At 66.9% G+C, this 21,275-nt stretch carries 24 protein-coding genes, 1 tRNA gene and 1 other RNA gene; 10 read left to right on the top strand and 16 right to left on the bottom strand.

Going from position 1 to position 21,275, the window contains the following annotated elements; genetic code table 11:
- Positions 1-391: 391 nt before the first annotated feature.
- Positions 392-488, bottom strand: an RNA gene (gene ffs, locus RS85_RS19260) — signal recognition particle sRNA small type.
- Between the two features lie 145 nt (positions 489-633).
- Between ffs and RS85_RS11150 the strand changes: the two genes are divergently transcribed.
- The 4 genes from RS85_RS11150 to RS85_RS11135 all read left to right on the top strand — a co-directional run bounded on the left by RS85_RS11150 (position 634) and on the right by RS85_RS11135 (position 5,386).
- Positions 634-1,623, top strand: a complete 990-nt coding sequence (locus RS85_RS11150) for an AAA family ATPase (protein ID WP_046013504.1) — start codon at positions 634-636, stop codon at positions 1,621-1,623.
- Positions 1,624-1,636: 13 nt separating this feature from the next.
- Positions 1,637-2,827 (top strand): DUF58 domain-containing protein, encoded by a 1,191-nt coding sequence (locus tag RS85_RS11145; protein ID WP_046013503.1) that lies wholly within the window; start codon positions 1,637-1,639, stop codon positions 2,825-2,827.
- Positions 2,814-5,081, top strand: a complete 2,268-nt coding sequence (locus tag RS85_RS11140; RefSeq protein ID WP_046013535.1) for a transglutaminase family protein — start codon at positions 2,814-2,816, stop codon at positions 5,079-5,081. Before RS85_RS11145 ends, RS85_RS11140 begins: the two co-directional genes overlap by 14 nt.
- A gap of 68 nt (positions 5,082-5,149) precedes the next feature.
- Positions 5,150-5,386 carry a hypothetical protein gene (locus RS85_RS11135; RefSeq protein ID WP_046013502.1) on the top strand — a complete coding sequence of 79 codons (237 nt, stop codon included), beginning with the start codon at positions 5,150-5,152 and terminating at the stop codon, positions 5,384-5,386.
- A 24-nt stretch (positions 5,387-5,410) separates the two neighbouring features.
- Here the strand turns inward: RS85_RS11135 and trhO are convergent, their stop codons facing one another.
- From trhO to RS85_RS11085, 13 genes are all read right to left on the bottom strand, one after another.
- Positions 5,411-6,301, bottom strand: coding sequence for an oxygen-dependent tRNA uridine(34) hydroxylase TrhO (gene trhO, locus RS85_RS11130; protein WP_046013501.1), 891 nt, complete (start codon positions 6,299-6,301; stop codon positions 5,411-5,413).
- A gap of 50 nt (positions 6,302-6,351) precedes the next feature.
- Positions 6,352-7,086, bottom strand: coding sequence for a hypothetical protein (locus tag RS85_RS11125; protein WP_046013500.1), 735 nt, complete (start codon positions 7,084-7,086; stop codon positions 6,352-6,354).
- Positions 7,083-7,811, bottom strand: a complete 729-nt coding sequence (locus RS85_RS11120) for a hypothetical protein (protein WP_046013499.1) — start codon at positions 7,809-7,811, stop codon at positions 7,083-7,085. Before RS85_RS11120 ends, RS85_RS11125 begins: the two co-directional genes overlap by 4 nt.
- Positions 7,808-8,524, bottom strand: coding sequence for an ATP-binding cassette domain-containing protein (locus tag RS85_RS11115; protein WP_046013534.1), 717 nt, complete (start codon positions 8,522-8,524; stop codon positions 7,808-7,810). The genes RS85_RS11120 and RS85_RS11115 overlap by 4 nt, the downstream gene beginning before the upstream one ends.
- Before the next feature lie 13 nt (positions 8,525-8,537).
- Positions 8,538-10,211 (bottom strand): daptide biosynthesis intramembrane metalloprotease, encoded by a 1,674-nt coding sequence (gene mpaP, locus RS85_RS19015; protein WP_327037215.1) that lies wholly within the window; start codon positions 10,209-10,211, stop codon positions 8,538-8,540.
- Positions 10,198-11,025 carry a daptide-type RiPP biosynthesis methyltransferase gene (gene mpaM, locus RS85_RS11105; protein ID WP_046013498.1) on the bottom strand — a complete coding sequence of 276 codons (828 nt, stop codon included), beginning with the start codon at positions 11,023-11,025 and terminating at the stop codon, positions 10,198-10,200. The genes mpaP and mpaM overlap by 14 nt, the downstream gene beginning before the upstream one ends.
- 64 nt (positions 11,026-11,089) lie before the next feature.
- On the bottom strand, positions 11,090-11,209 hold the full coding sequence (mpaA3, locus tag RS85_RS20190; RefSeq protein WP_327037214.1) for an MpaA3 family daptide-type RiPP: 120 nt from the start codon (positions 11,207-11,209) through the stop codon (positions 11,090-11,092).
- Positions 11,210-11,245: 36 nt separating this feature from the next.
- Positions 11,246-11,371, bottom strand: a complete 126-nt coding sequence (gene mpaA2 / locus RS85_RS20145; RefSeq protein WP_268748005.1) for an MpaA2 family daptide-type RiPP — start codon at positions 11,369-11,371, stop codon at positions 11,246-11,248.
- 33 nt (positions 11,372-11,404) lie between these two features.
- Complete coding sequence (gene mpaA1, locus RS85_RS20235; protein ID WP_442921949.1) at positions 11,405-11,527, bottom strand: MpaA1 family daptide-type RiPP; 123 nt, start codon at positions 11,525-11,527, stop codon at positions 11,405-11,407.
- A 12-nt stretch (positions 11,528-11,539) separates the two neighbouring features.
- Positions 11,540-12,730, bottom strand: coding sequence for a daptide-type RiPP biosynthesis dehydogenase (gene mpaC, locus RS85_RS11100; RefSeq protein WP_046013497.1), 1,191 nt, complete (start codon positions 12,728-12,730; stop codon positions 11,540-11,542).
- Positions 12,727-13,986: a daptide-type RiPP biosynthesis aminotransferase gene (mpaD, locus tag RS85_RS11095; RefSeq protein ID WP_046013496.1), complete on the bottom strand. Its 1,260-nt coding sequence runs from the start codon at positions 13,984-13,986 to the stop codon at positions 12,727-12,729. The genes mpaC and mpaD overlap by 4 nt, the downstream gene beginning before the upstream one ends.
- Complete coding sequence (gene mpaB / locus RS85_RS11090) at positions 13,983-15,032, bottom strand: daptide biosynthesis RiPP recognition protein (protein ID WP_046013495.1); 1,050 nt, start codon at positions 15,030-15,032, stop codon at positions 13,983-13,985. The genes mpaD and mpaB overlap by 4 nt, the downstream gene beginning before the upstream one ends.
- Positions 15,032-15,811 carry a hypothetical protein gene (locus RS85_RS11085; RefSeq protein ID WP_152642400.1) on the bottom strand — a complete coding sequence of 260 codons (780 nt, stop codon included), beginning with the start codon at positions 15,809-15,811 and terminating at the stop codon, positions 15,032-15,034. The genes mpaB and RS85_RS11085 overlap by 1 nt, the downstream gene beginning before the upstream one ends.
- A gap of 198 nt (positions 15,812-16,009) precedes the next feature.
- On the opposite strand from RS85_RS11085, the gene RS85_RS11080 reads away from it, so the two are divergent.
- Positions 16,010-16,097: transfer RNA gene (locus RS85_RS11080), tRNA-Ser, on the top strand.
- Between the two features lie 50 nt (positions 16,098-16,147).
- On the opposite strand, the gene RS85_RS11075 is transcribed toward RS85_RS11080, so the two are convergent.
- Together RS85_RS11075 and RS85_RS11070 are read right to left on the bottom strand one after the other, a co-directional pair.
- The gene (locus tag RS85_RS11075) at positions 16,148-17,272 is read right to left on the bottom strand and encodes a tyrosine-type recombinase/integrase (RefSeq protein WP_046013494.1); all 1,125 of its coding nucleotides are present in this window, start codon (positions 17,270-17,272) and stop codon (positions 16,148-16,150) included.
- Positions 17,265-17,795 carry a hypothetical protein gene (locus tag RS85_RS11070; protein ID WP_152642399.1) on the bottom strand — a complete coding sequence of 177 codons (531 nt, stop codon included), beginning with the start codon at positions 17,793-17,795 and terminating at the stop codon, positions 17,265-17,267. Before RS85_RS11070 ends, RS85_RS11075 begins: the two co-directional genes overlap by 8 nt.
- 97 nt (positions 17,796-17,892) lie before the next feature.
- On the opposite strand from RS85_RS11070, the gene RS85_RS11065 reads away from it, so the two are divergent.
- The 5 genes from RS85_RS11065 (at position 17,893) to RS85_RS11045 (ending at position 21,070) form a co-directional block, all read left to right on the top strand.
- Positions 17,893-18,093 carry a helix-turn-helix transcriptional regulator gene (locus tag RS85_RS11065; RefSeq protein WP_046013531.1) on the top strand — a complete coding sequence of 67 codons (201 nt, stop codon included), beginning with the start codon at positions 17,893-17,895 and terminating at the stop codon, positions 18,091-18,093.
- On the top strand, positions 18,090-18,419 hold the full coding sequence (locus tag RS85_RS11060) for a hypothetical protein (RefSeq protein WP_046013492.1): 330 nt from the start codon (positions 18,090-18,092) through the stop codon (positions 18,417-18,419). Before RS85_RS11065 ends, RS85_RS11060 begins: the two co-directional genes overlap by 4 nt.
- Positions 18,420-18,451: 32 nt before the next feature.
- Complete coding sequence (locus RS85_RS11055) at positions 18,452-19,255, top strand: hypothetical protein (protein ID WP_152642398.1); 804 nt, start codon at positions 18,452-18,454, stop codon at positions 19,253-19,255.
- Positions 19,256-20,270: 1,015 nt separating this feature from the next.
- Positions 20,271-20,750: a helix-turn-helix domain-containing protein gene (locus RS85_RS19010; protein ID WP_052703530.1), complete on the top strand. Its 480-nt coding sequence runs from the start codon at positions 20,271-20,273 to the stop codon at positions 20,748-20,750.
- A complete protein-coding gene (locus RS85_RS11045) occupies positions 20,747-21,070 on the top strand; it encodes a WhiB family transcriptional regulator (protein WP_046013490.1) in 324 nt (107 codons plus the stop codon). The genes RS85_RS19010 and RS85_RS11045 overlap by 4 nt, the downstream gene beginning before the upstream one ends.
- The last annotated feature ends 205 nt before the right edge of the window (positions 21,071-21,275 follow it).

The following is a 21,275-nucleotide window of genomic DNA, read 5'->3' as shown; positions in this document are numbered from 1 at the left end:
CCAGTCAACCCGGGACCACCGACATTCCGACCCCGAAAACCGCCCGATCAGCGCTTGATTCGCGATATACCGGCATACGCTCCCGCAAGACGCGATTCGTCTCGCGGAGACCCGCGCTGAGCGACCAAAGCGAGTCGAAGCGTCGGTCAACGACCGGACGACCGGCACGCGTTTCGTCTCGCGCAGACCCGCGCTGAGCGAGCGAAGCGAGTCGAAGCGTCGCTCAACGACCGGAACCACCGAGCACGTTTCGTCTCGCGGAGACCCGCGCTGAGCGAGCGAAACGAGTCGAAGCGACGCTCAACGACCGGGGGCGCCATCGACGCGATTCGTCTCGCGGAGACCCGCGCTGAGCAAGTCGAAGCGTCGCTCAACGACCGGGAGAGGGCAAGAAAATGACCCTCCGCGCACCCAGCAGAGCCCGGTTACCCTTGCTGCGTTTCCGCCCTGGGGGAATTGGCCTGGATGCCGCCACGCGGAGAGCCGAGATCCATCCTAGCCCGACGTGCTCGCCGACTCGAATCGACGGCGACCCTGCATCGGCATCCTCAGGGAAACCTGCCAGAGCCGCGCACCCCGCGCAGGGTTACGATCGAGTAACGCGCATCGCAGCGCCGACGCGAGAGGGAACGAATGCCAGACAACTCCCCCCGGATCCCGGTGATGATCGACGCTGACCAGTTCGCTGCGCAGACCTCGGCGATCCTGTCCTCGATCGGGCAGGTGATCGACGGCAAGCCCGAGGCTGTGCGCAGCGCCCTCGTCTGCCTGCTGGCGGAGGGGCACCTGCTCATCGAAGACGTTCCCGGAGTCGGCAAGACCATGCTGGCGCGAGCCCTCGCCGCAAGCGTCGATGCGACCGTGCGCCGCATCCAGTTCACTCCGGACCTGCTCCCGGGAGATGTGACCGGCGTCTCGGTGTACAACCCGGTCGATCGCGAGTTCGAGTTCAAGCGCGGGGCGATCTTCGCCCATATCGTGATCGCCGACGAGATCAACCGTTCCTCCCCCAAGACGCAGTCCGCGCTGCTCGAGGCGATGGAAGAGGGACAGGTCACGGTCGATGGCGCCACGCACCCCCTGCCGAAGCCGTTCCTCGTCGTCGCGACGCAGAACCCGCTGGAGATGGAGGGCACGTACGCGCTCCCCGAGGCCCAGCGCGACCGATTCATGATGCGCATCTCGATGGGGTATCCGGATGCCGCGGCTGAGGCCCTCATGCTCCGCCAGCGCGATGTCGTCAATCCTCTCGCCGCGGTCTCGCCCGTGGCGAATGCGGCATCGATCTCGCAGCTCATCGCCTGGGCCCGCTCGGTCCACGTCGCACCGGCGCTCGAGGAGTACACGGTCGCGCTGGCACAAGCCACCCGCACCGACCCGAACCTCCATCTCGGCGCCAGTCCCCGCGCCACCCTCCAGCTCATCCGCTCCGCGAAGGTGTGGGCGGCGCTCGACGGCCGCGACTTCGTGATCCCGGACGACATCACAGCACTGCTCATCCCGGTCCTCGCGCACCGGCTGCTTCCGGCGCGCGGTGCACATCGGGCCGGCGCCCAGCCGGTCGAGGCAGCCCTCACGCAGATCGCGGAGCGGGTGCGCGTGCCCGTCGCGACACGCTCCTGACCCGGAGACTCTGATGCGCCGACGCCGAACGCTCACCCCGCGCGGTGCCGGCGCGCTCGTCGCCGCGCTCGGATGCATGATCGCCGCGAACCTCCTCGGCACGCGCATCCTCCTCTACATCGGTCTGCTGCTCGCCCTCCTGACCCTCCTCTCGGTCATCGTCGTTCGCGCGCCCCGGCGCTCGGGTACGGTCACCCGGCGCATCTCCACCGATCTGCTCACGGTGTCCGAGACGTCGCGCGTGACCGTGCAGTTCACACTCCGAGCCCTCCGCGTGCCGCACGGCCTCTGGCACGATGTGCTGCCGGACGCCGTGTCCGGCGACTCCGGCGGCGAGTACCCGCCGGAGTCCGGACAGCTCAGCTACCCCATCACCGGGGTGCGCCGCGGCATCTGGCCGCTCGGGCCGCTGATGCTGCGCACCGTGGATCCCTTCGGCCTGGCGCAGCGCGAGCAGTCGTTCGGTGACACGCGGAGCATCACCGTGGTGCCCGAGATCTTCACGCTCGCCCCTCTGGCCGTGCGCGTGGGCGCCGCGGGCGGCACCGCGCACACCGCCTCCAGCAGGCTCGGCCAGGGCAGCGACAACCTGTCTCCGCGCGGATACATCCCCGGGGACTCCATGCGCCGCATCCACTGGCGGGCGACGGCGCACCGGGGGCAGCTGATGGTGCGGCAGGAGGAAGAGGAGTCGAGCCCGGACGCGGTGGTCGTGATCGACCGCAGCAGCCGGCGCTGGGACACACCGGGGGCTCATGCCGATCCGGCCTTCGAGGCGGCGGTGTCGCTCTGCGCCTCCTCCGCCGTCCATCTGGCGTCGGAGGGATACAGCGTCGACGTGATCGACAGCGCGGGCGCCCTGCTGGGTTCTCTGCGCGGCCACGAGGACGACCGCGACGGGTTGCTCGTCGCGCTCGCGATGGTCTCGCCGCGCGGAGACAGCCGGGATCTCGCGACGCTGATCGGTGGGACTCCGCCGGGACCGCTCGTGTACATCACGGGCCGTCTGGACGAAGAGGATGCAGCTCTGCTGCGGCCGGCCGGCGCGACCGCGCCCATGCTGTTCAGCAGCGAGCTCCTCCCCGGCGCCACGGAAGCAGCCACCCAGCACGGCTGGACCGTGGCTGCGCTCGGCGTCGACATCGCCGAGGCGTGGGAAGACGCGGTCTCCGCGCGGATCGGTGTCGGCGATGTTCCGCGCTGAGCGTCCGCCGGCTCCGGCGAGCACCGCGCAGCAGACGTCGGCGCCGTGGCACCGGGACCGTGACGAGCCGGTCGGCATCGTCGCACCGGGCGCGCTGGCCGCCGCGGCATCCCTGGTGGCGTTGTGGCCGTTCACGTCGGTCATCGGTCCGGGAGCCTGGTCGATCACCGTGATGATCGTGGTCGTCGTGACCGCGCTCACCGGGATGCTGGTCCGACTCGCGTCGCGGCGACACCGTCCATGGCTTCGCGACCTCGGCGCGTTCGTCGTGCAGGTCGTGGTGGCCGTCGCCCTGGTGACGCAGCTGGTCGCCGGCGACACCGCCTTCCTCGGCATCTTCCCGACGTCCACGACCGTGACGGTCTTCGAGGGTCTCATCGCCGCCGCCGGCGAGCAGATCATCTTCGGTACTGCGCCCCTCGACTCTTCGCCCGGCCTGACAGCCGTCATGGGAGCGGGTTTCGCCGTCGTCGCGATCCTGCTCGATCATCTGGTGGCCCACCGCTCCGCGGTCATCGCGGCGCTGCTCACCGGGGTCGTCGGCTCGATTCCGATGATCGTCACGCTCGGCGAGCCCAACATCGCATGGTTCGTGATGCTCGGTGCGATCGTGCTTCTCCTCTTCCGGTTCACCGCGCGACGGCATCCGCTCTCTCCCCGCCGTTCCTCCGCCGCGCTGGCCGTCGCCGTCGGCGCGGCAGCCCTCGCGGCGACGATCGCGATCGCACCTGCGCTTCCGGTGGCGGCGAATCTCGCCGGGACGGGTGTCGGCGTCTCGGTCGATGCCTCCCTGCGTCTCGGGGATGATCTGCGCCAGCCGAACCCGGTCGAGGTGCTGACCGTCGCCGCCGAAGGAGACGTCGCGCCCTATCTGCGACTGACCACGCTCTCGCGATTCGACGGCCGCGTATGGCAGCCCGACCGCGGTGACGTGCAGTCTCAGCGCGCAGGCTTCGGCGAGCCCGAGTGGGGTGCCGGAATCGCAACCGAGGAGCAGTCCACGTCGATCCGCATTCTGCGGATGTCGAGCTCATGGCTGCCCGTCCCCTACCCTGCGACCGATGTGCAGGGCCTCACCGGCGCCTGGCGGGTGGCCGTCGACAACCGCACGCTCGTCTCGCGGAGCGCGGATGCCGCAGGCAACGACTACACGGTCGCCTCGGCGCGCGTCACCCCCACCCTCGAGCAGATCCGCGCCCTCGACGCCGCGGCACCGGACGTCGATCCCGATGAGGAGGCGGTGGAGCTGCCGGAGATCATCGCGACACTCGCTCAGGATGTGACGTCCGAGGCCGGCAACGACTACGACCGGCTCATCGAGTTGCAGACCTGGTTCCGCTCTGAGTTCAGCTACTCGCTCGAGACTCCGGTCGAGGAGGAGTTCGACGGCACCGGAGCCGAAGCGGTCGCTCGCTTCCTCGACGAGCGGTCCGGATACTGCGTGCATTTCGCCGGTGCGTTCGCGCTGATGGCGGAGACCCTCGGAATGCAGACGCGCATCGTCGTCGGCTACCTCCCCGGCGTACTCACCGACGAGAAGCGCGGCGAGGAGTCGGTGTTCTCGGTGTCCAGCGACCAGCTGCATTCCTGGCCGGAAGTGCTGTTCCCCGGCGTCGGCTGGGTCCCGTTCGAGCCCACCGCGTCCCTCGGCGTGCCGACCGCCTTCGCCGCGGGTGCCACCGACGGCGCGGGGACCGGCGGTCCGTCTGCACCGGCACCGACCACGGCGCCGCAGACCGAGGAGACGGCGGCCCCCGAGATCGAACGCGGTGACGCCGGTGAGGGTTCGGAGGCCTCCGGTGAGCTGCGCCGGCTCGACCCGATGCCGGTGGTTCTCACTGTTGCGGGTGCGATCTTCGTACTGCTGCTCCCGGCGTTGATCCGTCGCGCGGAGCGGTGGATGCGTCTGCGGCGAGCGCGTGCCGGCGATTCGGCTGCTGTGTGGGCGGAGCTTCGCGACACCCTCCTCGACCTGCGGCTGCCGATGTCGGATGCCGACACACCGAGGATGCGGGCCGCCGAGTTGATCGAGGAGAACGACGTCGACGCCGCCACCATGAGCGAGTTGACGGATGCCGTCGAGCGCGCGAACTACGCGCGTGCAGGGGCGGAGCCGGTCGACCTCTCTCCACCGTTGCGTGCCGTGCTGAGGCGACTGCATCGCAGCGTCGATCGTCTGACGCGGCTGCGCGCCTTCCTCATTCCCCGCTCGCTGTTCGCGACCCGGAGTGCAGGGATCGTCACGACGGCCTGAAAGGTTGCTCCTGAGCGCTGCCACAACACATACCGGCATACTGCCGGGCGGTTCGTAGGCTGACCTTCATGGAGAATGATGGAGGATGGTCGCTGTTCGGTGCATTCGTGTGCCTGGCCTTCGGCGCGGTGGTCGTCAGCGACGGAGTCGGGCCGGAATGGTACGACTATGTCTCGGTCGCCATCGCCTACGGCGGGGCGTCCTTATGGATCGCTCGCTATGTCGTCGACCGGCGAAGAGCTGCAACGGCTGCCGAACGTGCCGAGGCAGAGATCGACGCTCGACCTGGGGGCGATGAAGTCTAGGAATCTGGCTGCGGCTCGGACGATTCAGGCCGCGTGCGCGGCGCAGGGAACAGACTCGCAGTTCTCGCACACGACGAACTGGCGGCGGCACGACGGGTCGGGGCAGTTCGCGGTGCGCTTCGTCGCCGCTCCGCATCCGACGCATTCGCCCACGACCTGCGCGTGATCTGAGAAGTCGACCGAGCCCCGTCCGTCGAAGACGTAGAGCGACCCTTCCCAGAGGCCGTCGTCGCCGTACTTCTCTCCGTAGCGGACGATCCCGCCCTCGAGTTGATACACCTCACCGAATCCGCGCGCGGTCATCAGGCTCGAGAGCACCTCGCAACGGATGCCGCCGGTGCAGTAGGTCACGACCGGCTTGCCCTTGAGGTCGTCGTACTCCCCGGAGTCGAGAAGCTCGACGAAGTCCCTGGTGGTCTCGGTGTCGGGAACCACCGCGCCGCGGAACCGGCCGATCTGCGCCTCGAGCGCGTTGCGCCCGTCGAAGAACACGACGTCGTCTCCGCGCTCGCCCATGAGTTCGTGCAGAGCCTCGGGCGTGAGCCGCGTGCCGCCCCCGACCACCCCGTTCTCGTCGACCTGAAGCTCACCGGGAGCGCCGAACGAGACGATCTCGTCGCGCACTTTCACGCTCAGCTTGGGGAAGTCGAGGCTTCGGCCATCGGCATCCAGTCCCGTCCCCTCACTCCACTTGAGGTCCACGCCCGTGAATGGGGCATAGGAGCGGAACGAACGCGCCCACTTCTTGAGCGCGCGGACATCGCCGCCGAGCGTGCCGTTGATGCCATCCTTCGAGATGAGCACGCGCCCGCGCAGGCCGAGCGCCTCTCCGAGGTCACGCTGCCAGAGCCGGATGGCATCGGGGTCGGCGAGCGGGGTGAAGGCGTAGAACAGGACGATCTTCGGGGTTGCCACCAAGGAATCCTACGTCGGCTCGTCCGGACGGATGCCCATCGCCCAGGCGCTTACTTCACATCCCGGCGCAGGAAGGTGACGGCCCCGGCGAGAAGAGCCGCCATTACCCAGCCCGCAGTCACCAGCGCGGCCAGCGCATTGTCGAGACTGTCTTCCGGCATGATTCCCACGGCAGAGACGTCGAAGCGGAAGGCCTCGAGCATCGCGAGGAGAGGAAGATAGACGGCGCCGGCCTTCCAGAAAATCGCGACGAGCATCGCCGCGCCCATCGACAGGGAAGCAACGAAGAGGGCGACCAGGTGGGATTCGATGACGATCCCCAGTCCCATTCCCCACAGGCCCGCGGCGGCACCCAGCCCGAGGGTGGCTCCGACAGCCGACCAATCCACCGGAATCCCGCCCATGGTGACGGTCAGTGAGATATGGCCCCCGACGACGCCCACGAGGGCGACCACCGCCCCGCCGACGGCGGCACCGGGCAGCCGGGCGACAAGCGTCAGCCACCGGGGCTGCAGCATCAGACGTTGAGCGATCACACCATCACGCCGGTCGATCGTGTACCGGAAAGAGCCGTAGACCGACGCGAGCACCGCGCCATACGTGGCGAGCACGGCACTCAACGGCGCGGCGAACGTGTCGCGGACATCATCCGGCGCGTCGGCGAACTCCGGCGGGATGCTCGTCGCCAAGGAGAGCGACAGCACGAACGCCGCGAGCATCGCTCCCAGGAGAACGATGTCGCCTCCGAAGCTGCGGGCTTGGGCTCGAAGAGCGCGGCCGATCACGCGTCTCTCCCCCGCCCTCGGATCCACGCGATGGCCACCAGCCCGACCACCCATGCGAGCCCGATGCCGGCGGCGGGCGCGAGATCGAGCAGCCGATCCTGGTACCCGGGGACGCCCACGGCAGCCACCGCCAAGCCGGGCGAGAACTTCGCGACCTCCGGCGCCGTGCGCAGCAACGCGAATTCCACCACCATCGGATAGGCGAGAACGATGGCTGCCGTCACGTAGTAGTTCCGCGTGATCCAGCCGATGGATCCTCCGATGAGGGCGCCGAGAACCACTCCGGCCAGCGCACCGGCGAAGATGCGCCATGCGTCCTGCGTGAGAACGAGCGTCAGCCCGTCCTGGAGCAGAAGGAGGGAGACGCCGACCGTCCAGAGAACGAACACACCGACCGAGAGTGCAACCGAGATGATGACCGCAGCCACGAGCTTTCCGGTGAATGCGCGTCGGAAGCCGACCGCGGTGAGCGTCCGGTCCATCGAGCCGTAGTAGTACTCGCGAGTGACGGCGTACGCACCGACGAACGCCGCGGAGATGCCGGACCAGGCGAGAGGCTCCAGAAGGCGAGTGGTGGCCGTGCCGGAGTCGAAGCCGGCGAGTTCGAGACGTGATCCGTCGGAGAACAGCACATAGGCCGGCATCAGAAGGGCGACGAGGTAGACGGCCAGGACGGAGAGTCCGCTCACGGAACGGAGCACTTCCGCTCGAATCGCGCCGTTCATGCGGATGCTCCTTCGACGAGATCGAAGTACTTGCTCTCCAGGGAGTCCGTTCCGCTCGTCACGAGATCGCCGAGCCGCCCGGCGAAGAGCGCACGCCTCTTGATGACGACAACCTGATCGACGACCTGTTCCAGCTCGGCGAGCTGGTGGCTGGAGACCAGGACGGTGCCGCCGCGCTGGGCATAGCTGCGCAGGAACCCTCGGAGCCAGCGGATGCCGTCGGGGTCCAGCCCGTTCGCCGGCTCGTCCAGGATGAGCGTCCGAGGGGAACCGATCACGGCTGCGGCCAGTCCGAGTCGCTGCGCCATTCCCGTCGAGAACGTCTTCACACGGCGACGGGCGTCGCCCGCGAGCCCCACCTCTTCGAGCACCTCGTCGACTCGGCCGCGAGGGGCGCCGATCGCGAGTCGAGTGATCTCCAGGTGCCGCCGCGCTGTGATCCCCGCTTCGAAGCCGAACCCGTCCATGTGGACGCCGACGTGCGCCGCGGGGTTCTCGAGCGCCGAGAACGGTGCCCCGTCGATGAGGCTGTCGCCGACCGTCGGCTTGAGCAGACCGACGATCGTCCGCAGGGTCGTCGACTTGCCCGCGCCGTTCGGCCCCAGAAGGCCGACGATCGACCCGCGGGGAACCACGAATGACAGGTCCTCGACGGCGATCCGCCGGCCGTACCTCTTCGTCAGTCCTCGGACTTCGATTGCGTTGTCGTTCATCTTCATCTCTTCTCTAACTCTCGGAATGGAGGGCCGACAGCGGCGAGATCACGCCGGTCAGCCAGAGCGTCTGCCACAGGTTCCTCGTGCCGAGCTCGACCCGCGCCTGCCCTGTCGACGGCAGGCTTCCGCTTCCCTCTGATACGTCCACACCGGCGATGATCACCGCAGAGACCGACACGCCATCGGCCTCGATGGGGAAGAGGGCGTCGAGCGGGACTCTCGTCGGTTCCGGTGGTCGCGGTCGGGCTGTTCCCTCCCCGACCTGTTCGTTCGCGAGGATGCCGCTGCTCGTCAGCACGACACGGGCGTCGTCGGGCAGGTCGACCGCGACTTTCTCACCGGCATGCACGAGCAGCACCTGATCGCCGCGTGCCGTGAAACCGAGCGTGGCTGTCAGCGGCACGGGGATCAGGATGCCTGCGGTCACGACGCCCGCGACCAGTGCGACGCCGACGGAGACGAACCGGAGCCGCGAGACCCCCGACCGGAGAACGCGATGCAGGGCCCTCGCCAGGATCCCGACGCCGACGAGGACGACGATCGCCTCCAGGGCGACAACGAACACAGCGAGAATCGGCCCGCCGCCCGAGAACGTCCGAACCGCGCGCGCGAGGACGAGCAGCATCAGGGTGACCGGTGCCACCAGGCTGGCCAGACCGAACGGAACGCTCCACCAGGTGTCGAGACGCCTGCTCGCCCGCGGCCCGCCGAACAGGAGGCGGGTCAGAAAGTTCGCGCCGTCCCGAATCGAGCGATCCCTGAGGTTCGGTTCGTCGAGCGCGCTCATGAGAGCGATGTAGCCGTCGAACCGCACGAACGGAATCAGATTGACGAGAACGATCCCGATGCACGCGACGGCGAGGAGCAGAAGCGTCTGATCGACCGCCGGCTGCGGAAGCACGAGCGCGGCGATGAGCGCGAGCGCCGCGACGAGGGCATGCACGGCGGGCCCCGCCAGTGCGACGGCGACACGGTGCCGGCGGTCCGGGAGGCGCCAGCCATCCGTCACATCCACGAAGAATGCCGGCGAGAGGTAGAAGAGCATGAAGCCCGCCCGCCGGGGTCGTCCGCCGAACCGTGTGAGCGAGAGCCCGTGCGCGCACTCGTGAAGCAAGGTCAGAAGCAAGAGTGCGGCGAGCAGCGTGACGAGGCTCGAAAGGGCGACCGGGGTGGTCAGGATGTTCCGCAGTTCTCTCGCCTGCAGCGCCGCGGCTACGAACCCGAGGCAGAGCAGAACCGCACCCGCAATCAGAACCGCGCGGCCACGGAACCGGACGATCAGCCGATCCAGGAAAGCGAACATGGCCGGCGCGCGGAGCGTCGCGATCTGGAGGGTGAACGGAGGGCGGTAGGTCAACCGACCAGGAGGGAGCCTCGTGTCGCCTTCCAGGAGTCCACTGGCGCGGAAGCGGTGGACCAGTTCGAGGAAGTTCTCCCACGATTCGGATGCCGCGAAGCGCCGATGAAGATCGTGAAGCGGAGCCTTGCCGTCCATGGCTGTCAGGAGGTCGACCACTGACGGCGAGACCCGCGAGGACGGCACACCGTGGACCATAGCGATCCGTACCGCTTCGTCGGCCGCCCCTTCGAAGGCGACGCCAGAAGCGAGAAGCGGGCAGGCGTCTGCCGTGAGCGGAGCCGTGCTCGGGGAGTTCAGCAGGCGAGGGAGACTAGTCGGACGCATGGTCGCCCATCTGTTCCGCGGGTCCCACCCAGGTGGTTGTGAGAAGGAGGATCTCCTCACCGCGTTCCGTGCGCACGGGAGTGACAGCCGGCTCGGCGAAGCCCGCGCCGACGAGTTCGCGCGACAGAGTCTCGTGGCTGAGTACACGGAGGCGGCTGGTGAGCACCGTCACTTCACCGCCCGCTGCCAGGTCGGAGGCCCTGACCCAGTTGACGATGCGGGCCGCGCCTTCTTCCTCCAGCTGCTGCGAGAAGAGGTAGGTCTCGTCTCCATCGGGTCCGGGAACGCTCAGCTCCTGGTCTCTCGCCACCGTCAGACTCTGCGCAGAGGCTCCTCCGGCGACCGTGAAGGCGAAGACGCCTCGCGGAGTGAGATGGCGTCGCACGCTCGCATAGAGCCGCGACCTTCCCACACGATCCAGCAATGTGATGGATGTCGCGCCGATGATGATGAGTTCGTACCAGAGCCCCAGCGAGAAATCGCGCATATCCGCGATGACGCACGTCAGCATCGGATGGTCCGGCAAGGCACGACGAAGGTGAGAGAGCATGTCGTCCGAGAGATCGATCGCCGTCACCCGCTTTCCGGATCTCACCAGCGGGATCGTCAGCCTGCCGCCTCCCGCTGCGACGTCGAGAATCAGACCCTCGACCTTTCTCGCCAGCGCGAGAAATTCTCGGATCTCGGCACGGTCGGACCCGACGAGTCGCTCATAGAAGTCCGTGCCGTCCCCTGCGTACAGATCCTGTTCCCGAGGAACCGCGCCGACCGTCTCGAGTCGCGCCGCCATCGCGTCGGTGATCGATCCTGTCATTCCCTCATCTCCTTTCCGCGGAACCATCGGAGTGCGGGCGCCCTGAGGCGCCCGCACCCCTTTGTCACGTCGCGATCCCGGCCGCAACGACGGCGATACCGATGATGTAGCTCGCGTGCTCCCACCACTCGAGCGGCGCGTCGATCTGTTCGAGTTCGATGAACTCCAGCGACTTCGTATGCAATTCACACCTCCTGCGTCAATATGGCGAATTTGGTTCCTATGTCAGAGCGAGAATCCCGATGATGACGCCCACGGCAAACCCACGCAGGAAGTCGTTGCCGTCGTTCAGCGCTTCCATCGCGTCGAGTTCGACGAACTCGAGCGTGTGCATTTCAGCTTGCATATTCACCTCCTTTCAATTCATCTCTCATCGATGTCACGTCGCGGCGATCGCGCCGATGGCGATGAGGCCTAAGCCACCCAACACACCCTTATAGAAGCTCTCCCAACTGGGGGCTTCCATCTCGTCCAACTCCTGGAAGTGGATTCCTCTCTCCATGCATTCGTTCATTCAAATCACCCCCTTCGAACCAGATCTCGAAGATCGACATTCATTGCCGACCGGCTCAGGATTCCAACAGGAATCGCGGAGCACGTCGCAGAAATCGTCTGCGGTGAGTGCGGAGAGCATCGGATGACGATTCCCCCACGATCTCTCCGTGGCATCGGCGATGCGGCTGATATCCCGAGCGGTCGGCCGCGGCGGAGGCGCGATTTCCCAGCGTTCGATGAGAGCCGTGATACCGGAGGGCGGGTCGAGGGGAAGAGTCGTTCCCGCCACGGCTTTCGCCCAGAAGTCTTCGAGACTCTCGCGATCTCCCCACCGAGAGTCTCCCGAGCAGATCCGACGCCAGACCGCGGCGATGACAGCCGCCGTGGCGGCCATCTTCCGCACCTCGAGCAGGAAGGCGACTTCGTTCGCCACGTACCAATGGCGAGCGCTGTAGGGGTCCTGCCCCCGGAGCGCCGCAGTCCGCTGGGTCGCCGCGCTCAGACGTGCGAGCCGCAGCCTTCCCTCGGGCGAAGCCATGTCGCGAGTGGCCGAATCGAGAAGCGCCCTGCCCAGGACGACGGCATCACTGTTGGCCCTGGCACTTCTCCGAGGGCTCGTCGAGGAACCGGCCAGACGCAGGAACGCCTCCAGCACTCCCTCTCTGACCGCGGCCGGCGAGAGGGTGGCCAGGTGATGCGGATCGATGAGGGCGTGACGGGGTCTCAGAGTGCGCCCGACGATGAGCCGGTAGCCGCTCTCGTTCTTGAGGATGCCGACGCTGTTCGTCTCGGACGATGTGCCGAGAGTCGTCGGCACGGCGACGACATCGATCGGCGGCGGGGCATCAGGCAAGACGGTGAGCGCGAACCTCGATGCGTGTCCGATCGCGTAGTCGAAGACGCGTCCCCCGGCGAGCGCGAGTGCGGCGATCTTGCTGGCGTCGAGAACGCTCCCTCCGCCGACGGCCACGATGATGCTCGGTGGCCGCCGAACGATCTTCTGCGCGAGCGTGACGACCGTCGTGACGTCGACGGACGCTGCATCCACCCTCACCGATCTCGCCGAGAATCCCGCCAGTAACGGCACCGGGATCGCCTCATCCGCTATCACGAGCGTTTCGCGTCCTTCAGTGAGCTGCTCCGTCATCCGACGCGCGACGCCATGCCCGTGCCAGAAGGTGGGAACGCGTCCCGTGAACACGGAGGTCATGCTCTCACCGCCTCTGCCTGTGCCAGCCCCGCGCGCACTGCTGTGTCCATCTCGAGGAGTTCGTCCGCGGTGAAGCCGTACGCCGGGATCAACTCGATGGAGCTGGGGCCGGGCTGCACCAGAACGCCGTTGTCAGCGATGGCGGAGACGACCCGAAGAACATCCGGACCGGAGAGTGAACCCTCGTCTCGATCGCGTAGCACCAGTCCCAGGAAGCAGCCACGTCCTGTCACCTCGGCGATCAAGCCCTCCGACTTCAGCGACGTCGCCAGATCCCGCAGCTCAGTCGCGAGCGCTTGCGTGGTCGACTCCACGTCGATACGGCGCAGCTCGTCGATCACCGCGACGATGGCCGCCGCGCACGCCGGCGTTCCCGCCTGCGTCTCACCGTGGACGAAGGTCCACCCTCCGCGTGAGAACTCCGATGCGACGCGGGAGCTCACGAGGAGAGCCGCTGCCGCCATGGCACCGTTCGTCAGCGCTTTCGAGAGAATGAGCACGTCGGGTGCAGCGGCCCATGCGGCGGTGGCAAGCATCGTTCCCGTGCGGCCGAAGCCGGTCGCGACCTCGTCTGCGACGATCAGGAACCCGTATTCCTCGCGCAGGGCGAGAAGGCGATCGACGAATGCATCGGACAGCGCATGCGCGCCACTGCCCAGAACCGGTTCGACGACCACGGACGCGACCCTGGCGCCCTCCCTCTTCAGCAGCGTCTCGAGTTCCTCGCCGCCATCGCTGTGAGAGACATGCCTCACCGACCTGCGGTCGACGGAGTAGACGGACTGGAGGAGGTCGTCTCCGCTCAGAGCATGACTGCCGTACATCGTGCCGTGATAGCTGCCTTTCAGCCCCACGACCAGAGACCGGGACCCGGCTGCTTTCTGCGACCAGTACTGTCGTGCGAGCTTCATGGCGGCGTCATTCGCAGCCCCGCCCGAAGTGCAGAAGATGACTCGGCGGTACCTGCTCGGGTCCGCGAGCTCGATGAGAGCCTCGGCAGCCACTTCCGCGTACCGATGCGGCGCTCTGAACAGCGTCAGGTACGACGCGTCATGCGTCGCTCTGCTCACGGCCTCGGTGATCGCCGGGTTGCCGAAGCCGAGCGGAACATTCCACAGTCCGCTCGTCGCACAGAGGCGTGTGGATCCGTCTGCGAACTCGACACGGTGTCCGGCCGCTGCCACAGCGATGCGGTCCTGTGTGAAGGTGGCATCCGCGGGAAGCATCGATGTCCACAGCGCGTGGGGATGGCTCATTTCCCCGTGCCCTTCGCGAAATGGGAGATATCTGCGGGCCGACCGAAGTGGATGTTGAGGGCGCTGACCGCCTGCAGGCACAGCGTGTGCGCTTCGGATGCAGGGATGCCGAGCTGTCGAGCCACGCGCGCGGCCGCCACCTCGGGCGCGGTCGAAGTCTGAGTGACGGCGACGACAGTGGCCGTCACGGGCGACAGCAGCTGCCGGCGCATGGTCACGGTGTCGGCGAGCACGAACCCGTCCGCGGTCTCGATCAGGAAGGGGTCCGTGGTGAGCGGCTCGGCGTCTGAGAGATCATCGTCGATGAGCGACCAGCCGAACCCCGACAGCTTGGCTGCACCATTCGTCAGGCGGAGCATCTTCATGAGGTCCGTGGCGTGGTTGTATCGGTTGATCCACGCACGACTCTCGATGTCGGAGGTGAGCTCAGCTCTCGGCGCGATGCCGCCCAAGGCTGCCACATGGGGCACGGGGACGGAGAGCAGGCTCTGCAGGTCATTGACGTGGCCGATGACCTCCCCCTGCATGCCGACGCTGACCCTTCCATCCGGGCGCACCCTGATGACGCTCGGACGTTCGAGCTCGCTCGGGTTCGTGAGAGCGTTGCGGTCCGCGAGGAGCACTCGTGGGTCGATCAACGCTGTCGGGAACACTCCCGTCCGTCGTGCGAGTTCCGCATCGTCGAGGAACGCCTGCCATCCGGACGCGTCGAAGAGGCACACTGCAGTCGGGCCGATGATCTGAACGAACCCCGCAGCGACGTAGTCCTGGAGTTCGACGCCCCGCTCACCGAAGAACAACTCGTCTCCGACCTCGCACAGTGCACCGCTGTAGTGCACGGCGCTGGCGGGCCCGCCATACGGTCCGCTCTCCAGCGGCAGGAGAATCGCGTCATCGTGGCGGGCCACGGCGTGGAGGCCTGTCGCAGAGGCCCCGCTCTCGACGAGGAACACCCGCGCATAGACCCCACGCTCGCCGGTGATCCATTCGCGGAGTGCCCGTGCTCCGACGAGTTCCGATACCGCGGCCGTCCCCCCGTCCGCCATCAGACGCGTCCCGGCTCGCTCGCCAGGAGATCGATGCTCCGCGCGGGGAGGCTTCCTCGCCGCAGCACCCCGATGGCTGCGAGATAGCTCTCGAACCACGGCCGTCGGTCGAGTTCCGCCTCGAGGAGCTCACGGTCGACGATCCGGGCGAACCCTCGGCCCCGCCCGCCGTCAGCCGCGCCGGTCTTCTCGATCTCGCTCCGGGCATCGCCCACCCGTCCGAGCAGGAGCCCATCGGCGCCGTCGCGGTACTCGCCGTCCGCGGTCACGTGCACCCGGGCCAGGGCGTCGTCCGCCGAGCGAGGACGCCCGAAGGATGCTCCGGAGTCGAGCATCACCGCGCTGCTGAGCAGCGGGCTGACGAGGACCCCGAAGTACCGCGCGGTGTCGGCATCTCCAAGGAAGGCTGCGATTCCCTTCGCCGTGCGCTGTCTGACGACGACGCGGCCGGTGATCGAGAGGAACGGAAGCGCGACGTAGTCCTGCAGAGCGAACGTATGACGCCCATCGAGCCTGATCTCGTCGCCCGGCTCGCGCCAGGAGCCGCTGTAACCGACCACCGGCACTCCCCCTGCGCCGGTCGCGCCGCCCCTCGGGTCGGCGGGGGACGGCGCGACGACGACGTCTCCCCGTGCGGCGATCCGACACACGGCGTCGAGGTGATCTGAGGCCTCGAGGAAGAACACCGCCCCAGCGACGTCGGTCCTCCGCCCGGTCACGTACTGCTGGAACGCCGCCGCCGTGCGGTGACTGTGGCGCGATGCCGTCGTACGAATCACGTGCACTCCCCGAGAGCCTCGTACGTGCAGACGGGCGCCCAGGTGCGTCCGTCTGCACTATCCCCAGATGACGACGTTGTGTCGTCACCTGAGGATAGAGCGATTCCTGCACGGCGTGCAATATTCCGCAGGAGACGGGCCATCGCCACCCGGTCACCCGGCACTCGGACGATCGGATAAGATGAACAGGTTGTTCCTGGTGACGTGTCCGAGCGGCCGAAGGAGCACGCTTGGAAAGCGTGTGTTGTGCAAGCAACCGCGGGTTCGAATCCCGCCGTCACCGCCAGAACGAAGGCCCCGACTCCCCTACGAAACATTGGGAAGTCGGGGCTTTCTTCATGTTCGGGAAGTGCCTCGTGGCAACACTTCGGCAACAACTGCTGCACGGCGAGCATGATCGAGAGCGGTCGCCACGCCGTCCAGGTCGTCGTCGAACAGATCTGCGTACGTGTCGAGCGTCATGCTCGCCGAGGCGTGACCGAGCATCCGCTGCACCGCCTTCACGTTGGCGCCGGCCGAGATCGCCAGCGACGCCGCAGTGTGCCGCAGATCGTGCGGCGTCACCCGTGGAAATTCCTCGTCCGCATCGCGAACGCGCTTCACACCGAAGGCGAACCATCCGCGCACGCTGTTCGGTAGGCGCATGTGCGCGTCGCCGTCGCCGAACAGAAGATCCTCGCGCCGTTTGCCCTCGCAGAGCCTCGCGATCGCGAGCGACAGGAAGGCCGGGTATGGCACCGAGCGGGCCTCATGCGTCTTCGGCGTTCCGACGTGAACCACTCCCCCAACGAGAACGGCGTTCTCTTCGACGCTCACGCGCCGTCGGAGCGCGTCTACGTGCTTCACCCGCAGCCCGGTCGCCTCGCCCCATCTGAGGCCCGTGTAAGCGAGGAAGAGCACAAGCACGGGGTATCTGGATGCCGCGGCGAGAGCATCGACCTGCTCGTGCGTGAGATAAGGCTTCGACTTCGACACCTTCCGTGGGAGCGCGACACCTCGAGCGACGTTGCGGCTGACGCGTCGATCCTTCACAGCGACGTCGAGGATCGCGGCGAGCACCCCGTGTGCTCGCAGCACCGTCGTGGCCGCACGCTCGCGTGAGAGCTCAGTTACCCAGTCCTGCACCTCGGAGTGCTTCACGCCTCCGACCGAGCGAGAACCCCACCGAGATTGCACATGCGTCTCCCAGGACCCGCGCAACGCCTGATAGCTGGACGGCTTCATCACCTGCTCGCGCGCCCTCAGCCATCCCGTTGCGATCGACGCGATGTCCTCTCGCGCGTCGGCGGGGTTGACATAGTCACCCTTGGCCTTCCCGATCTCCACTTCGGCGAGCCGCAACTCGGCATCCCGGCGCCGCGTGAAGCCCCGTTCCTGAGTCTGCTTGTGGTCAGGGCGACGGTACACGATGCGGTAGAGCTTCTTGCCGGCCTTGGTCTCGTACGCGTAGACGCTACCCATCAGACTCGACCGATTCTCCAAGCAGCCCGAGCGAGCGCGCGCGACGGATCCAGAGCGTCGCCGTTGGCGCCGTGAGGCCGAGTGTCCGCTGAACAGCCTTCGCGGGCGACTGCTGCATGATCTGGGCGTACCGATACACCCTCGCCGTGGCTAGCATCGCTTCTTCGCTGGACGGCCCGCCAGACCTGATTTCTTGAGCAGCGGCCTCGACCACGTCAGGCATGAAGACGCCCCCGGCCTGAAACTCCACCACTCCACCTTCTCTGAGTGCTGCACGAGACAGAGCAAGCACTGGAAGGTCTCGAAGCCAAGCCCCAGTGATTTCCTCCTCGGCGTCCGCCACATCGATCTGGATGCCCTGCACCACGTAACGCGCCTCGGACTCTCGATAGCTCAGCCGCAGCGTGAACTCGTTCTCTCGATCGTCAAAACCCGTCACCTCAATGCGGTCGTAGATCGTGAAGTCAGGCGCGGTCGCAACACGCTTGCCGGTCAGATTGATCCCTTGCCATCGCCATTCCATGATCACAGCTTATTACTGTGATCCGTCACGCTTGCATTACGCCGTCTTGACGGCATACAATTATGGTGCCGTGACGGACCACCATAAGGAGATCGAAGTGGAAAAGTACATCACCCCTGATCAGGTCTGCGATCTGATCCCAGGCATGAAGAAGAGCAACCTCGCGCAGCTCAGGTACGTGGGCAAGGGCCCGGCCTTTTTCAAGCCCACACCTCGCACCGTCGTCTACCGCGAACAGGACGTCATCGAGTGGCTGGAGGCGTCAAAGCAGAGCAGCACGCTCGGGGCTACAGCATGATCGCCGTCACCCCAGACACCGAGACGCCGCCCGAAGGCGCTGCAGAGATGGTCGAGGTGGTGTTGCTCGACATCCTGCGCGTCACAGGTCGCGTAAACGATCACGCGCTGAAGGTGCTGTATGAAGCCCGCGCCGATGCATATCCCGGAATCCCCAAGGTCTCCTCTGCAGCGGTCCTCGCGGCCCGGATCAGCCTGCGCGATAAGGCCCTGATCGGTCTCGCGAGCGGCTCGATTGAACTATGGGAGCTCGCATCCAACAAGAAAGCGCCCGCCCCGATGCACCGGGACGAGCGCCAGACCCCCACGAAAGGAATCACTTCATGACCACCATAGCTCCCCCGACGAGCCGCAGCCACGTGCCGCTCGCCGCACCCACCGTCTCGGGGACGGGCGTCGCCCTGATCCAATCCGCCGAGTCGATTATGCATGCGACCGAGATCGTGGATCTCTCCGCGCCCGTCGAACCGGCCGAGGCAGTTCGCGCCGCGGCCGAGTTCAGGGATCTCGATGTCATCGTTCGCAGTGTCGAGAGCAAGGCGAAGGTCTGGCAAGGCTCTGACGGGCGATGGTGGCGCAGTGGCGGTTACGTCTACCTGTTCCCCGGCCGCGACGGCGTCATGCGTTTCTCGATCTACCTTCGCCGTGGCGCGAACGAGAGCGACTACGAATGGCTCTGCGGGATCGTCGAGAGTGCGAAGTCGGGCGCGCTCGAGCGGCACGGCTGGGACGCTTACAGCAGCGCGCGCGGCTCCGGATGGACCTTCACCGGCTCGCGCAGCTTCGGCAACCCACTTGAATGCGTGGACGATACGAAGGAGCTGATCGCGTGCGAGGACAATCGCTGCCGACGCACCGTGCACGACGCATCCGGTGACTTCCATATCGCGGACGACTTCGACCACGATACCCACGCGTTCGAAGTGAGCCGCTCCGTAGACCGCGATACGTCCGACGAGGTGTACACCGTTTATGCCCGCATACTCACCGATGAACCGCTCACTCCAGCAGCGGCCGTCGGCATGGCCTCCGACTTGCAGTGGGCCGCGGAGTCTGCACGTCGCGCGAATGCCGCCCCGATCGACTCGCGCACTAAGGGCATGCGGGACCCGTCGTCCTACTGGGAGCGCCGGAACGCTCTTGAGCAGGAGACGAACCACTGACACACCTGTGCTCTATCGCCCCCGGGAGCTCCGTACAGCCTCCCGGGGGCATCATCGCGCGTGGAAAGGAGACGCAATGGGCGCCGGCCTCGTAAAAGCCGCGTACTACGCGCTCGCAGCGGCCGGCGCGTCTCACGCAGCTGCCCGAGTGTTCGTGTACATGGCGAATACTGCTCTCGACGATGATCCGCGTCCGTCTTACTTCGGTGGTCGCGACGCACTCGCGGAAGCGCTCGGAACCGATCACGACGAAGCGGGTCATCGAGCAGTGGCACGCATCGTTCAGAAGCTCACGGGCCTTGGTCTGATCGTCGCCCAAGGGCACCAGGGGCCCCGTCGCCCCGCCCGATACTTGCTGCACGACGGCTTCGGTGAAGTTCTTCGGGCTGCCCCGAACACAGGACGCTCAGCGTCGTCTGTCACTTATTCACAGGACGCTCAGCGTCACCTGAACACAGGACGCTCAGTGTCCGAACAGGTGTCACTCAGTGTCCGAACAGGTGTCACTCAGCGACGCCCAGAGGAGGAAGAAGAGAAAAAGGAGGGGACGCGCGCGAGCGCGCCCACCCGAACATGCCATCGACATTCGAGCTGGGAGCACAGCGAACCGTGCCGGTTCTGCGCTGCCGACCGTCGCACCGCAGCGAGCTTCGCAGCGAGGCGGCGCCCCGACACCATGAGCAAGCGGAACATCGACTGCGGCGAGGGGAAGCACCAACGATTCTCCGACGGCACGTGCCTGTACTGCGAAGACCGCGACCCGCTGTGGAGCGTCGCATGATGCCCGGGCCGTGCATCCGCCCGCATCACAGCTTCAACGCCCTCAGCGGATGGTGCGACCACGGATGCGGATGGCGGGACGATGGCCAATCCAGCTACCACCCCCGCAACATCACCGCTCCCGCACCCCTCGAGATCATCGACATCACCGAACCACGAAGAAGGCAGACCCCATGACCGAGCCCACTGTGACCTGTTCACGAGAACCATCCGACGCGACCAAGGCAGACGACCTGTGACGATCCCCGCGCCCATCACCGCCGAACAGCGCGACCGCGTCGCCCAGCTCGCGCGAGAAGGCATGACCCGCAACGCGATCGCGAAGGAGATCGGGATATCCACGAGCACCGTCTCGAAGTACGCACACCGCGCCGGCATCAGCTTCAACCGTTCGAAGACAGCCGCAGCTACCGCCGCCGTGCAGATCGACAACGCCGCCCGCCGAGAAGCGCTCGCCTCCAAGATCCTCACGAAGCTCGATACCGCCGTAGAAGCCATCGACGTCACCAAAGCCTCCGCCGGCGCCCGCGACATGGCGCACATCATGCGGTCCCTCGCAGCCGCCAGCCGGTCCTTCGCCGACGCCACCAAAGCCTCCCCCCTCAAGGACACCGGGAATGACGACATCCGCGTTCTCGTCGGCGCATTCCTCAGCAACCTCAACGCCACCTTCGAGGGCGACAACTACGGCACAGTCGGGAACGAAGACACATGACGACCGCGACCGGTCGCCCTCGCGCGTGCGAGGACGAGCCCACACCCGGGCTGATGAGCCGAACCGACCGGGCCGAGACCGCGTTCGACGCTTTGGCTCGCGCGCTCGATGATGCGGCCCCCGGCTGCAAGGGCGACACGCGGTTCACGCTGGACGCTCACCAGCTGCAGCGCGATGAGGTCACGTTCCTGTCCGTGAAGGTGTGTCGACCGTGCCCGTTGCGGGCGCTCTGCCAGGACTACGCCGAGGCCGCGAAGCCACAGGCCGGCGTGTGGGCCGGGCGCGTCTACGGGCCCCGCCGCGGGCGCCCCGACGACTGAGGCCTGCACCGGCAGGCGTGCGACACGCCGCAAGATTCCGCCTCCTACCGCTTCGTGTTGTTGCTAAACGTGGGAGGATAGAGGCAATCAGTTCCAACCGCTGTTGAGTGCTCCGTGGTTGAGCGGGTCGTCAGGTACGACTCACTCCCGCGTTTCGGCCCGCCAGGTGCCCGCCGAGTAGCGACCGAATCCTCCGTGATTCCGT

Source organism: Microbacterium sp. SA39 (assembly GCF_000967865.1).
GTDB lineage: Bacteria > Actinomycetota > Actinomycetes > Actinomycetales > Microbacteriaceae > Microbacterium.
Note: the sequence above shows the minus strand (reverse complement) of the source record. Positions and strands in the feature narration are given on the sequence as shown.

Excerpts from the sequence above, each read along its gene's own strand:
- RS85_RS11150 (WP_046013504.1), top strand. The coding sequence starts at position 634 with ATGCCAGACAACTCCCCCCGGATCCCGGTGATGATCGACGCTGACCAG.
- RS85_RS11145 (WP_046013503.1), top strand. The coding sequence starts at position 1,637 with ATGCGCCGACGCCGAACGCTCACCCCGCGCGGTGCCGGCGCGCTCGTC.
- RS85_RS11140 (WP_046013535.1), top strand. The coding sequence starts at position 2,814 with ATGTTCCGCGCTGAGCGTCCGCCGGCTCCGGCGAGCACCGCGCAGCAG.
- RS85_RS11135 (WP_046013502.1), top strand. The coding sequence starts at position 5,150 with ATGGAGAATGATGGAGGATGGTCGCTGTTCGGTGCATTCGTGTGCCTG.
- RS85_RS11120 (WP_046013499.1), bottom strand. The coding sequence starts at position 7,811 with ATGAACGGCGCGATTCGAGCGGAAGTGCTCCGTTCCGTGAGCGGACTC.
- RS85_RS11115 (WP_046013534.1), bottom strand. The coding sequence starts at position 8,524 with ATGAACGACAACGCAATCGAAGTCCGAGGACTGACGAAGAGGTACGGC.
- mpaP (WP_327037215.1), bottom strand. The coding sequence starts at position 10,211 with ATGCGTCCGACTAGTCTCCCTCGCCTGCTGAACTCCCCGAGCACGGCT.
- mpaM (WP_046013498.1), bottom strand. The coding sequence starts at position 11,025 with ATGACAGGATCGATCACCGACGCGATGGCGGCGCGACTCGAGACGGTC.
- mpaA2 (WP_268748005.1), bottom strand. The coding sequence starts at position 11,371 with ATGCAAGCTGAAATGCACACGCTCGAGTTCGTCGAACTCGACGCGATG.
- mpaA1 (WP_442921949.1), bottom strand. The coding sequence starts at position 11,527 with ATGGAGAGAGGAATCCACTTCCAGGAGTTGGACGAGATGGAAGCCCCC.
- mpaC (WP_046013497.1), bottom strand. The coding sequence starts at position 12,730 with ATGACCTCCGTGTTCACGGGACGCGTTCCCACCTTCTGGCACGGGCAT.
- mpaD (WP_046013496.1), bottom strand. The coding sequence starts at position 13,986 with ATGAGCCATCCCCACGCGCTGTGGACATCGATGCTTCCCGCGGATGCC.
- mpaB (WP_046013495.1), bottom strand. The coding sequence starts at position 15,032 with ATGGCGGACGGGGGGACGGCCGCGGTATCGGAACTCGTCGGAGCACGG.
- RS85_RS11075 (WP_046013494.1), bottom strand. The coding sequence starts at position 17,272 with ATGGGTAGCGTCTACGCGTACGAGACCAAGGCCGGCAAGAAGCTCTAC.
- RS85_RS11070 (WP_152642399.1), bottom strand. The coding sequence starts at position 17,795 with ATGGAATGGCGATGGCAAGGGATCAATCTGACCGGCAAGCGTGTTGCG.
- RS85_RS11060 (WP_046013492.1), top strand. The coding sequence starts at position 18,090 with ATGATCGCCGTCACCCCAGACACCGAGACGCCGCCCGAAGGCGCTGCA.
- RS85_RS11045 (WP_046013490.1), top strand. The coding sequence starts at position 20,747 with ATGACGACCGCGACCGGTCGCCCTCGCGCGTGCGAGGACGAGCCCACA.